Raw genomic sequence first — 14,393 nt, 5'->3', positions numbered from 1 at the left:
AATAAATAAAGTAACTAAAAATCACGGTCTCATACACTATACATAGTGCACGAATTGGTCTTGATCAAAACGAAATTGGGTATTGTAGACACCATTGTCGGCACGCTCGCCGGCACCAATCATCATAATAATATGTTGATCGTCATTTAGACCCAATAGCTGCTTCATAGCTGGCTCATCAAAGCCGCCCATGGCACAGCTGTCAAATCCATATGCGCGCAGTGCTAACATAAGGTTTTGAGCCGCCAGTGCTGTATTGTTGGTTGCCCAGTTTTTGGTGTCTTCAAATGTATAATAAGGCGATTTGATGGGGCCTTTTACGCGTCTGACGACCTGAGTTGCACCCCATTTTGCGGCGGATACGACATTGGCTGGACCTCGTAAAAAATCCATCGCTACCACTTTGGTATAGTAGTCTTTTACCTTTTTTGGCACAGGTTTATCAGGATATTCACGCAATATTTGCTTGGCATGGTCGTGCCAAATATCGGTACGAGCCACGACAGCGATGAGGCGAGCTGAGGTTTTTGCCGCATTTTGATTCATGCAGTTTTTCACGGCCTGCTTACGGCTATCAGCACTATCAATAACATAGAATTCCCATGGCTGTAGGTTGCTAGAGTTTGGCGCTAACATAGCCAGACGTAGACAGTCTGCTAATACGTCATCCGGTATTGGCGTGCCCGTAAAACGACGTACTGAACGGCGCGACTCAACCACTTCACGAAACGCTTGTAATTGCGGCGTGTGGCTAGGGGTAGCAATACTGTCTTTATGGTCAGTGTTGGGGTTCATATTAGGATCCATGCTGGGGATTGGGTACTCAACTTGAGTCATCATCGATTGCAGCTATTTAATAATTTTGCAAATCTGCAATCATATAGTGTGGCAAGTGATTAATACGAATAAACGGGGTAGTTATTGAAAGTAATACGTTGAGCAATCATTTTTTAAATAAAACAGTACAGATACCAGCTGATGCTAGTACCCATAATTTTAAGAGATAGTGATAAAATCTATTTTTTGCTCGATAAAAGCGATACTTGATCAGTACCGCTTTTAGATGAGCGAACCAAGCGAATATTACAGCTCGTTTTCGTACTCATCTGCTGTCATTAGTGCTTCATAATCAGCGATGTTGTCAGGCTTGATTCTGAAGAACCAACCAGCACCATATGGATCAGAGTTGATGATTTCTGGATCATCTTCCAAGGCTTCGTTGATCTCAACCACTTCACCTGAAATGGGTGCATAAACGTCAGAAGCTGCTTTTACAGATTCGACCACTGAGATTTCATCATCAACAGCGATGATGTCACCCACGTCTGGTAATTCAACAAACACCACGTCACCTAACAAGTCTTGAGCATGGTCAGTGATACCAACGGTGATGGTGCCGTCGTCTTCTAAGCGTAGCCATTCGTGGCTGGCGATATACTTTAATTCTGCTGGGATATTGCTCATGGTCTCTCTCCTAAATGATAGAGGTTAATTAACAAAAATAGTGAACACTAGCTAATGCAGGCTAATAATAGAGTTTATGATGCTTATGAGTCAAATTGCTGTTTGCCATTACGAACAAATGGCAGCTTAAGAACGCGTACATCAACGAATTTGCCTTTGCCGCGTAGATCGACTTGCACGCTATCGTCATCTGATATGCTGGCAGGTACACGGGCAATAGCAATGGAGTTTTTTAGACTAGGAGAGAATGTACCGCTGGTGATGATACCGGTCTGTTCATTGTCTGTGCCTTGATTGATAGTCACTGTCATGCCTTCACGCAATACACCACGAGTCGTCAATAACAAGCCAACTTGTTTCATCGCCGTGTTGTCGTCTTTTGCTTGCTTGCGTTTGCTGACTAAGGCTGCGCGGCCGATAAAATCACGATCATCTTTTAGCGCAAGCGTCCAACCCATGTTGCATTCATAAGGACTGATGGTTTCGTCCATGTCATGACCATATAGGTTCATGCCCGCTTCCATACGTAGCGTGTCACGCGCACCAAGGCCAGCAGGTTTGATGCCATTGGTTTTTAATTGCTCAAAAAACGCTGGTGCATCATCGCCATGCATAATGACTTCGACGCCATCTTCGCCTGTATAGCCCGTACGTGCGACGAACCAATCAGTGCCTTCGATGTCTGTCAAGTCAGCACCAACAAAGGGTTTCAGTCCTGCCAAGGTATCTGCCCAGCTCGGTTTGGCTTGTGACAGCTTTTCAATAGCATTTGGTCCTTGCACAGCGAGCATGGCAAGCTCTGGACGCTCAGTAATGGTAATCTCAAAGCCTTCAGCGACTTTATGGAACTGCGCCATGTCTTTGTCACGTGTTGCCGCATTTGAGACAATACGATATTCAGTTGCATCATCATTCATCAGATAGACGATCAAATCATCGATGACACCGCCTTCTTCATTGAGCATGCCAGAATAAAGCGCTTTCCCCGTCGTTTTTAATTTATCGACGTCATTAGCCAGTAGTTTTTGTAACCATGCTTTGGTGTTCGCGCCTTTGATATCGGTGACAACCATATGGGAGACATCAAACATACCAGCATCGGTACGGACAGCGTCGTGCTCTTCAATCTGTGAACCGTAATGAATGGGCAATTCCCAACCAGAAAAATCCACCATCTTGCCTTCACTATTGACGTGAGACTGATAAAGAGGAGTGCGTTGTGGTGCTTGAGCTTGAACGTTTTGAGAATTGTCGTTTTGAATATCGGTCATAACAAATCCTTATGTGTACATCAGTCATACTCGATTATAAGTACAATGACTGATGCGCATTATCATAGTAGTGAGAGGCAATAGTGCAGGGTGCAAATATCACATCAAAGGGTGGTACAGAAAATATAGATGAAGCCGTGAGCCAAACAGACGCTGAACGTCGGTTTAAGCAAAAGCCCTATCTGTCCTGTGACCTGAGATTTTCAACACGAACCATCATCGCCGGTTTTGAAGCATGAGCTTCTTAAACCCAAATAAGCGGATGTCGCGTTTTCTCCCCTTCGGTGGGTAAGGCGTCGTCGGCTCTTACCACTCTCCAGATTTGTTATGTCTTTTGTTTGCAAGTGTGATGCGCGGTTGGCGACATTTCACAAAACAATAATGACATGTGTTTTTCAGTCCTTTTACCTGAGCGATTGGCAGGGTAGATGCGCCTTCGGTGGTTATACGGTAGTCGTCAGTTTGTATCACCAATAGGGTTTGATACAAAATCTGAGCCTATAACGCTCTCCTGAAAAACGCTTTTATTATGAAAGGTTCACAGCGCTTTTACAAGCCATCTGTAGCATTAAAATAGATAATTTTAAAAAATGCTGATGTTTATGCTGATTGTTTTTTAAAATGCATCCCTCAAGAAAAATATTTTTACCGTTGCAAGTTGTCAATTTTAAAGGGGTTTTGCGTGATGTATCGCTGCGCAAATACCGAAAGCAACTACTGATAACTGCCTAAAATATGCTAACCTATGACGATAGTTTCTGATAGGTCATTTTTATGCATTGCGATATTTATAAATTCTCTAAACACGATGACATGTACGTCTACATTGCGCGTCCTGATTATCCAGACGATACCGAAGAGCTAAAAGATTGGCTCGGTGTGTTGCCAAAAGATTTCCGTGCAAGCCTAGGGCGCAGCCAGTTTGTGATGCATTTGGATTTGGCGACTACGCCATCCCTTGCTCGTGTGAATAAAGAAGAAGTATTAGCAAAATTACAATCGCAAGGGTATTTTGTGCAGATGCCACCACAAGACGTGATGCGTCGCCAAGCAGAACTGCGGGCGCGTGAAGCACAAGATAATATTTACGATTAATGGCGTTTTCAGACGTTTACCGCGATAGCGTTTTGAACCTGGGCTTAAACTGATTATTCAAAAGCAGACTATCCAAAAGTAGATGCGAAAACGTCTATGAAACATACGGTCACATGCATTTGGGTCAAAAGTCGTGATAAACTAGCGCTCTATTAAGGGTGCAGGCTGGGGATATATTCGATCTTACTGATGGTATTTACTAATAGTATTTATCGATAGTACGGCAGAAGGTATCATAGACGGCTAAACGCAAAAACGTGTGGCACCATTTATAAATGCAGGTAATAAAACGCGCATGGACTGGTTAAAAAATATCGTACACAGCTTACCATTAGAAGCCATCAGTGATATTCTCGGCGAAATTACTATTTGGTGGGGACAGCTGGTAAAAGACGTACCGCCCGCTGATTTACCCATGTATGCGTATCTTGGCGGTGTCATTATCGTGTTGGTACTGTGGTTGTTAGTTGCTCGTATGCTGCCACGACCATTGGGTGGCATGAGTTGGATGATGCTGTTTGCGGTATTGTTAGCGCCCGGTACGGCGATCGGTGATCCTAGTGTGATTGCGCCAGCCAGTATTGGCGTGGTTTATGCCATTATGATGAAAGACACCACGGGCGCGATCACCAGTATGCTGCCGATATTGGTGGTGTTGGTGGTGGGCTTGTTTGTTGGTTTTATTTGGCAATTGATTCGCGGAGCATTTGAATCAAGCTTGGACAAAGCTCGTAGTCGTACGGCAGAAGACACGCAAGCGACGATGCAATTGACCACAGGTAATTATTTAACAGAAGGCGCTATCGTAACCGAACAGTCCGATACTAACGTAAACCTAGAAAAAGACAGTACATTAAATAAGAAGACTGATAGCGATATGTCTGATAAATAATAAAAGTAGACTAAGTATTAATATAAGATTATCGTCCTAAAAAGCTACTGAATACCTGAATTAAAAGACACCAATGCGTGTCTTTTTTTATGCCAGAATGGTTACCAATCATATAAGTAGTTAGAGGTATATAATCATTGTTCATAAAGGCGAACGCACGAGTATTTTGGCAATACGTCAGGCTGTGCTAATCTAATTTATCTTTTATTCATTATTAAATTTTTAGTTCTATTTATTGATAACCATACATTTATAATAATTCATCTATAACAACAATCGAGATCTGATTATGAGCAAGCAAACCTTTACTGGCACCCAAAATTATATTGCAACAGACGACTTACAATTGGCAGTCAATGCGGCCATGACGTTACAAAAACCTCTCCTCATCAAAGGTGAGCCGGGTACGGGCAAGACATTATTAGCAGAAGAGGTGGCTGAGAGCTTAGGTATGCCCCTGATTACTTGGCACATCAAGTCGACGACCAAAGCGGAGCAGGGTTTATACGAGTATGATGCAGTATCGCGCTTGCGTGATTCTCAGTTGGGTGATGATAAGGTTTATGAGATTGGCAATTATATCAAGCCCGGCAAGCTGTGGGATGCCTTCACTAGCACCGAGCGCAGTGTGCTACTCATTGATGAGATTGACAAAGCCGATATCGAGTTTCCAAATGACTTACTACATGAGCTTGATAAGATGTCATTTTATGTTTATGAGACGGGCGAAACCATTACTGCCGAGCAGCGCCCAGTGGTGATTATCACATCAAACAACGAAAAAGAGCTGCCCGATGCGTTTTTGCGCCGCTGTTTTTTCCATTATATTGATTTTCCAGAAGAGCAAACCATGCGCCAAATCGTTGAGGTGCATTTCCCCAATATACAAGAAAAACTGGTGAATGACGCATTGGATGTCTTTTATAAACTGCGTAATATTCAAGGTCTTAAAAAGCCGCCTTCAACCTCAGAATTGGTCGATTGGTTAACGTTATTACTCGCTGATGATATGGCACAAGAAGAGCTAGAAGAAAACCTACGCGGTGAAAAGTCCATTCCACCGCTGTATGGTGCGCTGCTCAAAAATGAAGCCGATGTGAGCTTGTTACAGCGTTTTGCCAATATGATGCGTCGTTAAGCGCGTCTAAGTGTTCAATGCTTTTTCTGTTTTACGTCAATCAGTGGTGCGTCGCTTATGTTCATAAAGTTATTTTATACCCTACGTACTTACGGCGTGCCTGTCAGTACGCGTGAGCTGCTAGATCTCAATGCCGCGCTCGATCAAGGGCTAATGATGCAGCCACATCCTGAAAATCCAGCATTGTCTACCTTTGCCAGCCGTGAGGACATGTATCGTTTGATTCGGCTGTGTATGGTCAAAGACGAGCGTCATTTTGATAAATTTGATCGGGCAATGGCGGATTATTTTGAAGGAGTGGATAGCCTTGATATGGATGCGCTGCTGGCCAAGCTGACGGACGTGCCAAAAGAGTGGCTGGATCTAAAGCTAGACCCAAAAAACCTAACCGAAGAGCAGCGCAGACTGCTAAAAAAATACGGCTCGCTTGAAGAATTGATGAAAGCCCTTGAGGAGCGTTTAAAAGAACAAAAAGCGCGGCATCAAGGTGGCAGTAAATGGGTGGGGACAGGCGGTACGTCACCATTTGGCGCTTATGGGGATCATCCAGAAGGTATACGGGTTGGCGGTGAATCTCGTAAACGCAGTGCAGCAAAGGTGTGGGAGCAGCGCAAATATCGTAATCTTGATGATGACAATCAGCTTGGTACGCGCCAGATTCAAATGGCACTGCGCAACCTGCGGCAATTTGCGCGGACAGGCAGCGCGGATGAATTGGATATTCATGAGACTATTAAGCGCACTGCCAAGAAAGGTGTGCTGGATATCCACATGCAGGCCGAGCGTCGTAATCGCGTTAAAGTGCTGATGTTGTTTGATGTGGGTGGTAGTATGGATATTCATGTTGAGGCGCTTGAGAAGCTGTTTTCTGCGGCAAAAAACGAATTTAAAACCCTAGAGTTTTTTTACTTTCACAACTGTCTGTATGATTATGTGTGGAAGGATAATAATCGTCGCCACAGCGCACCAATGCCGACCTTTGAGCTACTCAACAAATACGGCCGAGAGTATCGTGTTATTTTCGTTGGTGATGCTTCGATGTCACCCTATGAGCTGATGACGGTAGGCGGTAGCGTTGAGTATATGAATCGTGAAGCAGGTATCGTCTGGCTAAAGCGCGTACTTAATCATTTTGATAAAGTGGCATGGCTCAATCCTGAAACCCCGAGCTACTGGCAATATACCCAAACCATCGTTCAGATTAAAAAACTGTTCGATAATAAGATGTATCCCATGACATTACATGGCGTGGAAGAGATGACCAACTATTTGGCACGCTAACACCACTCAAACGTTTGCACCAGTCAACAAAAAGCACTTAACAGAAATCATGTTAAGTGCTTTTTTCTTGAATTTAAACGATATTAGTCTTTAGGCGCTACCACGCCGATCATTACACCCATCTCTTTTTTGTCCTCTTCATCAATACTAGGCGCGTACAATGCTGAGGCAATACCGCCATCCAAAAACAGGGCATTGGGGCAATGCAGCTCGTCTTTGAATAGCGTTGCAAACTGATAAAACGTGACAGGCGCTTTTGTATTAACGAATTGGATACTGCCATCGCTGCAAATGCCTACACCATTACGAATTTTAAGTGAGGTGCTATTAGGATCAAATTGTGGGTGTATTTTATCATTGATGACCAGCATTGGGCCAGATTGCGTTGCATACCACGGCTTTGCTTCGTCGTTTTTAAGCTGCTTATCAAAGGCTTGGCTTTCCGTAATGTGTACTTCACCAGACTGGTTCCACCACAGCACACCATTCGGCAATAAATGAAAATTGCCGCCGCCTTCTTTGAGGTTTAAGGCACGCTTTTCTTCGCCTTCGATGACAGTATAGCCAATTGGTGCAAATTTTTCGTTATACATACCCGCATTGGCAGCAAAGCTAAGCGTTTGATCGGCGGATAACGTCGTCAGTAATGTATCAAAAGTAAGCAAAGGCTCGTTACTATTTGGCTGCTGCCAAAACAACTGCAATGAGTAATCGCCGTTGGTCAAAGCATCAGCTTGGATATGACAGGCGTCATAGGCGAAAGGAGTATCTTGTGACTCACATGCCCAGTTTTTTGTATCACTGTTTGGGGCATCAGTACTTGTCTGCTGGCAAGCACTAATACTAAATGAGAGTAGAGCAATGACAGCTAAAGACAAAGTAGGACGAGATGAGGTAAGGGTGAAACTTGGCATCAATAAAAAATCTTTTGTAATAGGTAGAATAGAATGAACGATCAGTAATCACGTTTTATCATCGTTGAGTCATTACTTCTCGATCACTGTTTCGTCATCATTTTTAATCATTGTTAGGTGGAAACTCTCGAAAAGTATTGTTGACATTACCGATCAGTCTGCCACCATCGACGATATTTTCGAAGTTACCAGTAGCAATGCTTCGCTCTGTCGGTGCACTGGTTTCTTTTCCCTTGTCTCGTGAGTCTTTATTGTAAGCAATAAGCGCATCGTTATTGGCTAGGAAACTATCAGGACTTGCCATGACCCACATCTGGTTGAATACATCTGCACGCGCGCTATGATCGAGTAGGGCATCTTTGTCTGTAAAATAAAAATACTTTGATAATAGCTTGATCTGTCCATCATCCAAACGGCGGGCAATATGATAAGGCTGCAACTGACTTGGGTGCTGTAGACCGACTGCGCCGACGATACTGGCAAGCGATTTTAGCGTGTTTTTATGAAAACTTGCAACACGTTCGGCTTTACTTGGTACATCCAGCGCCTTTTGGCGATAGGGGTCTTGAGTGGCAACGCCTGTTGGACAGGTATTGGTGTGACAAGAGCGCGACTGAATACAGCCTACTGCGAACATAAAGCCGCGCGCTGAGTTACACCAGTCCGCACCCAGTGCAATCATACGAGCGATATCAAAGCCAGAGACGATTTTACCACTCACGCCAAGTTTGATTTTGTCACGAATGCCGGCACCAACTAACGTATTGTGTACCAACAAAAACCCTTCAACCATTGGCATGCCGACGTTATCCATAAACTCAACGGGGGCGGCGCCAGTACCGCCTTCTGCACCATCAATGACAATAAAGTCAGGGTAGTTGTCCGTCTCTATCATGGCTTTGACAATTGCCATAAACTGCCAAGGTTGACCCACGCACAGCTTAAAACCAACAGGCTTACCACCAGACAAGTCACGTAGCTGCTGCCAAAAGGCGACGAGCTCACGTGGGGTGCTAAAAGCGGTGTGCGAGGAGGGTGAGATACAATCTTGACCAGTCGGTACTTGACGAGTATCTGCAATCTCTTGAGTGATTTTTTCTGCAGGTAGTACGCCACCTTTGCCAGGTTTGGCACCTTGTGACATTTTGATTTCGATCATCTTGACTTGCGGATCAGCCGCTTTTTCAGCAAAGGATTTTGGATCAAAGTTACCATTGTCGTCACGGCAACCAAAATATCCTGTGCCTAGCTCCCAAATCAAATCACCGCCAAACTTGCGATGGTAAGGGCTAATGGCACCTTCACCAGTATCATGGGTAAATCCACCAATTTTTGCGCCTTGATTGAGCGCCATAATGGCGTTGGCTGATAAGCTCCCAAAACTCATCGCTGAGATATTAAAGACCGACATATCATGTGGCTGCTGACAACGCTCACCGCCAACCATGATACGAAAATCCTTATTTTCTAAAGGCTGACTGACGGTTGACTGTAAAAACCATTCTTTACCATGCGTGTATAAATTGTCTAGCGTACCAAAGGCATTGGTGTCGCTGACATTCTTAGCGCGTTGATAGACAAGTGCGCGTTGCTGGCGCGAAAACGGTACTTGTTCTTTATCGTCTTCTAGCAAATATTGGCGAATCTCAGGACGAAAATCCTCCAAAACGTAACGAATATGACCAGCGACAGGATAGTTGGTTAAAACAGAATGCTTGGATTGAACCAAGTCATAAATACCCAGTGCCACTCCAAACCCGCCAATCACAATTAGCCACCAATTGGTCAGTAAAAGACCAGCTAATAGAAGAAAAATTGCCGCACCAAAAGTGCTATAGCGCAGCAATAAACCAACCCAATAAGGAGAGCTGGTTTTGGGTTTAGGGTTCAGATTGGTACGAGACTCAGGCATGACAATACTCAACAGCAATACGTAAATGGTAAAAAACGGAGACAATATAAAGATAGACGTAAAGAAGCCCTATTTTTATCACTGAGCATACATAGGACACTTAAATATAGGGCACTTAAATTTATCGCTTATATCATACACACATGATATCACCGCATCGCAGTAATTGAGTAACAGTGTGCTAATGCCGACTTTAAGCCTTACATAGTTTAAGCGATGACTTTGACCAATGTCTTATCGTCGTTTAATACGTCAAACTGAATCTCAACAGGCAAAAATTGCTCAATCAGCCATGCTTGTGTCTCCGTATGGCCGCTAATCATACGCGAGCTAAACGCACCACCGCCTGATAACGTTAAAGGTAGGAGCAACTGATCGGTTAGATATTCATCAACCAGTGCATCGGTATTAAACAAATAGCGCTTAACCAATCCTGCCAAGCGATTGCCCATGTTTTCTGCTGAGCTGCGTTTTTCTCCGAGCAAGGTAAACATTTCTTGATGATACTGCTGAGTGGATGTCTTACCAAATTGATGAGTGACCTGCGCATAGCACGTATTGCCTTCGCCAATGCCCTGTAATTTACGACTATGAGTGGTTATCAGCGTCTTATCAATGCCTGATTCGACCAATGATGCTTGCGCGCTGGCAAGCTCACGTTTGCAAATGTCGTAATCCAAATTGAGCACGCTTGCGACCAAGGCGATGTTAACCAACTCGCCACGTTCAGTAAGTGTAAAGGGCAAGGTATTAGCACGACGCAAAAAAGGCGTAATGGTTGCTTTAACAGTTCCACCACCGATGGGTGCAAACCCTACTTGTTGTAATTCAAGATCAACGTGCATGCCGAGCTTAGCAAGGGCCGGAACAAATGCTCCGGTTAAGAAATCTGTGGTCGATGCGAGGGGATTGTGCGTACCACCTTTAATAGTCACGGTGGATTGTGCAGCTAAACCTGTATTGGCAAAAAGTAGGGCAGGTAATAGCGTTTGTAGCACGAGACTGGTACTGCCAGCCGAACCAATATCAAAAGTATAATCGCCCGATTGAATAGCATTAGGCTTGAAACTAAACGTCGTACTACCCAACTGTGCGCCTGTCACCGCCGCATTTGATAGTTCTTGTGAGGCTTGTACACAAACTAAATGCTGTCGCATCAATCCGGGTTTGGCGCGTCCAGCACGAATATTGATTATTTCAATTGGCGTACCAGTGAGCATCGATAACGACAGCGCCGTACGGATAATTTGTCCACCGCCTTCGCCTGTGCTGCCGTCAATTTTTAGAGCTTTTTTTGTTGATGCTGGCATGATAAATGTCTTTATGTTTTGGGGCTATTGTGCCGTGATGTTCTTAATAAGGAGACAACAAAATGCGACCCGAAAAGTATCAAGTCGCATGAATAATAAAATTGAAACCGACTGTCAGTGTCTGGTGGTAAGGTCTAAATGGTGCATTGTGCCAAGTGACGTGTACGGGGCATGAGTTGTAAAAAATGCGTTTGCCCGCAACGCGTAGCAGCCACTACAGTATGTTTTCAACCCCCTGCTGTGGCGGTTTGGGGTCTGACACTCGCCCAGTCGGTTCCAAAAGGGTAGTCTGCCAGCCTAATGTAAACTGGTAGAAAATTCTAAAATTGTGATTTAAAAATAGTTATTCAACAAGGTCAATCTGCCAGTTATTGGCTTGAATGACAAGGTTAATCTTGCGCAGTTTCATCGCGATATCATCGGCTTGTTTTTGTAATCCTGCAACTGAAACCATAACATGCCATTTAATCTCGCGAGGACTATACCGATCAACCTCGGTGTCGGTGGCTTCAATCGCCTCAATCAATAGCTTGTGACGCATCTCTAACGTATCACGTTCGATCAATAGCGTCAGCATCGACTGACCTTCATTAGTCTTGGCAATGGCATTGGTACGGTGGATACGCTCAATCAACACGCTCAGTTCGCTAATGATTTGGCTGGCATCGATCATTAAGGCATTTGGGTCTTCGTTTGGCGTATCGCCTTCTTGGACTTTGATATTGCTGCGAATACGTCCTTTGATTTGCGCCAGCTTTTTTTGCATGTCGCTACGGATAAGTAGGGCTTCTGCGAGTTTCATTTTTGTTCTCCTTCAAACATCAAATTTTTAATACCATTAATTTTTCTAAGTTATTTATCATTCCAAGGTCACGGGTTTAACTTTCATTCTTCGCTGGATATCTTTATCTTGCCCAAGTTGCTTCATGTTTTCTAAGCGTTGCTGACGGTTGTAACGACTGATGTACCATTCCTCAATAAGCATTTCTATCAAACCTATAAGTAAACCTGCTTCATTTTCGTCTACCTCAATAATCTGGTCGATATCCCTTTCCATGTGAGCACCAATATTACCTATTTTTCTAACTACGTCTATAGCTTCCCAAGTATCCGGTTCTACTTCATCTTTGATAGATTCAATTTCTTTAGCCAAGTTTTGAGGCTTAACTTCCCAAAAATCTCTAACCATTCCTTGCAAGCAGCGGCGAGCAAGTGTTGCGGAAGCCTTAGGACTTAAATTTAAAATTAAGCAGGCTTCTTCGTAATCTTCCTTTATAGCTGTAGGAATATAGCTAGGTAAAGGTTTAGCTGAAGATTGTGGGCGTAATTTCCAGCTACTTAATGTATTTCCAAAAACATAAGAAGGGTGAGTTTTTTTCAACTCACGTAGTTCGGATTCTATAGTAAACTCTCTACAGTTTGGATTTGGACAAGTAATGGTTTCTAACCTTAGGCATAACTTACCGTACTTATTACCGTCATCGAAACTTAGATTACCTGAGCTAATATTTCCTGTACCTATTATTGCGTGGTGACTGCAAAAAGGACACTGCCAAGATTTACTCATCTTATTTCCCTCAATTTTTTAGCTTGAAAAAGTATATATTATTTGTTTTGTTAGATTAATCTGTCTTCTAAATTATGTTTCTATCGTCAAATTTATTCATTTTTTATCTCAGTACTATACATACATTACTTCTAACAAGTAAATCAGCCAAGCACAGCCTGGCTCTTGCGAAGCTAAAAAGGTCTCCCAGACCTTCTATTAACGCTTCTCAACCCTTAACACAAACCACCTGCCGCAAGGTATGTACCACTTCCACCAAGTCACTCTGCGCGTTCATCACATCATCAATATTCTTATAAGCCGCTGGAATCTCATCAATCACATCGCTATCTTTACGGCATTCCACACCTTCGGTTTGCGCGATTTGATCGGCTACCGTAAATTCCTGTTTTGCCTGAGTACGTGACATCACGCGACCTGCACCATGAGAGCAAGAGCAAAAGGATTCTTCGTTGCCTTTACCGCGCACGATAAAGGATTTTGCGCCCATTGATCCTGGGATGATACCGTATTCACCAACGCGAGCACGTACCGCGCCTTTACGAGTAATAAATATTTCCTCACCGTAGTGCTCTTCCTTATCGACGTAATTATGATGACAGTTCACCGCTTTAACTGCCGCATCAAACGGTTTCGTCACAATTTGACGCAAAGCTTTGATTGCTTTTTCCATCATGATTTCACGGTTTTTGAAAGCGAAACGCTGCGCCCAGCCTACGGCAAACCAGTAGTCATCGAAGTGCTCAGTCCCTTCGGCGAAATAAGCCAAATCCTTATCGGGCAAGTTGATAAACCACTTACGCATGTCCTCACGCGCCAACTCAATAAAGTAGCGACCGATGGCATTGCCCACGCCGCGCGAACCTGAATGCAGCATGATCCACACCTGATTGGTCTCATCCAAGCACACTTCTACAAAATGGTTGCCCGTACCCAGCGTTCCCAAATGAGTCAGGTTATTGGTGTTTTTAAGCTTAGGGTGCTTTTGGGTCAGATAATTAAAATCATCGACCAATGTACCCCAGCTATCTTTGACGCTATTATCAGGATTTGTCCATGCACCGACATCACGACGAGAACCGCGTCCACGAGTTTTGCTACGGCCGTGTGGAATGGCTTTTTCAAGCTCAGTGCGCAGACCGCGCAAATTATCAGGCAAGTCATCAGCGGTCAGCGTCGTTTGTACTGCCATCATACCGCAGCCAATATCGACACCGACAGCCGCAGGGATAATCGCTTCTTTGGTTGGCAATACCGTACCGATAGTTGCGCCAATCCCGACATGCACGTCAGGCATCACCGCGAGCCACTTATAGACAAACGGCATTTGTGATGCTTTGATAAGCTGGTCATGTGCTTTTGGATCGACAGGAACGCCCTTTGTCCAAAGTCTGATTGGCGTTCCACCGTCCTGAATAACATTATGATTTATTGGTTGCATAAATAGGTTCCTTATTTAGAATATCGGCTTATAAAAATAATTTATTTTCTTATACTTTATATAGTGCGAAGAGTGTGCCAATAATTATCCACATAAGATATTTTTTAT

General features: G+C 43.9%; 13 protein-coding genes and 2 riboswitches. Of the genes, 4 read left to right on the top strand and 9 right to left on the bottom strand.

What is annotated here, in order from left to right; genetic code table 11:
• Window positions 1-36 precede the first annotated feature (36 nt).
• The 3 genes from A3K91_RS08885 to gcvT form a co-directional block, all read right to left on the bottom strand.
• Complete coding sequence (locus A3K91_RS08885; protein WP_208855344.1) at window positions 37-795, bottom strand: nitroreductase family protein; 759 nt, start codon at window positions 793-795, stop codon at window positions 37-39.
• Between the two features lie 288 nt (window positions 796-1,083).
• Window positions 1,084-1,464 carry a glycine cleavage system protein GcvH gene (gene gcvH, locus A3K91_RS08880; RefSeq protein WP_062844936.1) on the bottom strand — a complete coding sequence of 127 codons (381 nt, stop codon included), beginning with the start codon at window positions 1,462-1,464 and terminating at the stop codon, window positions 1,084-1,086.
• Window positions 1,465-1,547: 83 nt separating this feature from the next.
• On the bottom strand, window positions 1,548-2,735 hold the full coding sequence (gcvT, locus tag A3K91_RS08875; RefSeq protein WP_062844935.1) for a glycine cleavage system aminomethyltransferase GcvT: 1,188 nt from the start codon (window positions 2,733-2,735) through the stop codon (window positions 1,548-1,550).
• A 172-nt stretch (window positions 2,736-2,907) separates the two neighbouring features.
• Window positions 2,908-3,065: riboswitch (glycine riboswitch) on the bottom strand.
• A gap of 56 nt (window positions 3,066-3,121) precedes the next feature.
• Window positions 3,122-3,259: riboswitch (glycine riboswitch) on the bottom strand.
• Window positions 3,260-3,509: 250 nt separating this feature from the next.
• On the opposite strand from gcvT, the gene A3K91_RS08870 reads away from it, so the two are divergent.
• The 4 genes from A3K91_RS08870 (at window position 3,510) to A3K91_RS08855 (ending at window position 7,141) form a co-directional block, all read left to right on the top strand.
• Entirely contained in the window at window positions 3,510-3,830 is a 321-nt protein-coding gene (locus tag A3K91_RS08870; protein WP_062844934.1) for a YcgL domain-containing protein, read from the top strand.
• A 259-nt stretch (window positions 3,831-4,089) separates the two neighbouring features.
• Complete coding sequence (locus A3K91_RS08865) at window positions 4,090-4,722, top strand: hypothetical protein (RefSeq protein WP_228139848.1); 633 nt, start codon at window positions 4,090-4,092, stop codon at window positions 4,720-4,722.
• A gap of 289 nt (window positions 4,723-5,011) precedes the next feature.
• Window positions 5,012-5,860, top strand: coding sequence for an AAA family ATPase (locus A3K91_RS08860; protein ID WP_084387317.1), 849 nt, complete (start codon window positions 5,012-5,014; stop codon window positions 5,858-5,860).
• 57 nt (window positions 5,861-5,917) lie between these two features.
• Window positions 5,918-7,141, top strand: a complete 1,224-nt coding sequence (locus tag A3K91_RS08855) for a vWA domain-containing protein (RefSeq protein ID WP_062844932.1) — start codon at window positions 5,918-5,920, stop codon at window positions 7,139-7,141.
• Between the two features lie 83 nt (window positions 7,142-7,224).
• On the opposite strand, the gene A3K91_RS08850 is transcribed toward A3K91_RS08855, so the two are convergent.
• The 6 genes from A3K91_RS08850 to A3K91_RS08825 all read right to left on the bottom strand — a co-directional run bounded on the left by A3K91_RS08850 (window position 7,225) and on the right by A3K91_RS08825 (window position 14,285).
• A complete protein-coding gene (locus A3K91_RS08850) occupies window positions 7,225-8,055 on the bottom strand; it encodes a phosphodiester glycosidase family protein (protein ID WP_062844931.1) in 831 nt (276 codons plus the stop codon).
• Window positions 8,056-8,158: 103 nt separating this feature from the next.
• Entirely contained in the window at window positions 8,159-9,967 is a 1,809-nt protein-coding gene (locus tag A3K91_RS08845) for an FMN-binding glutamate synthase family protein (protein ID WP_062845962.1), read from the bottom strand.
• 209 nt (window positions 9,968-10,176) lie between these two features.
• Window positions 10,177-11,277 (bottom strand): RNA 3'-terminal phosphate cyclase, encoded by a 1,101-nt coding sequence (gene rtcA / locus A3K91_RS08840; protein ID WP_099046702.1) that lies wholly within the window; start codon window positions 11,275-11,277, stop codon window positions 10,177-10,179.
• A 343-nt stretch (window positions 11,278-11,620) separates the two neighbouring features.
• Entirely contained in the window at window positions 11,621-12,079 is a 459-nt protein-coding gene (locus tag A3K91_RS08835) for a DIP1984 family protein (protein ID WP_062844929.1), read from the bottom strand.
• Between the two features lie 57 nt (window positions 12,080-12,136).
• Entirely contained in the window at window positions 12,137-12,844 is a 708-nt protein-coding gene (locus A3K91_RS08830; protein WP_062844928.1) for a DUF4145 domain-containing protein, read from the bottom strand.
• Between the two features lie 208 nt (window positions 12,845-13,052).
• Entirely contained in the window at window positions 13,053-14,285 is a 1,233-nt protein-coding gene (locus tag A3K91_RS08825) for an RtcB family protein (RefSeq protein ID WP_062844927.1), read from the bottom strand.
• Between the last annotated feature and the right edge of the window lie 108 nt (window positions 14,286-14,393).

Origin of the sequence: Psychrobacter alimentarius (assembly GCF_001606025.1) — a bacterium.
GTDB classification, from domain to species: Bacteria; Pseudomonadota; Gammaproteobacteria; order Pseudomonadales; family Moraxellaceae; genus Psychrobacter; species Psychrobacter alimentarius.
This window is presented reverse-complemented; position numbering and strand designations above follow the sequence as displayed.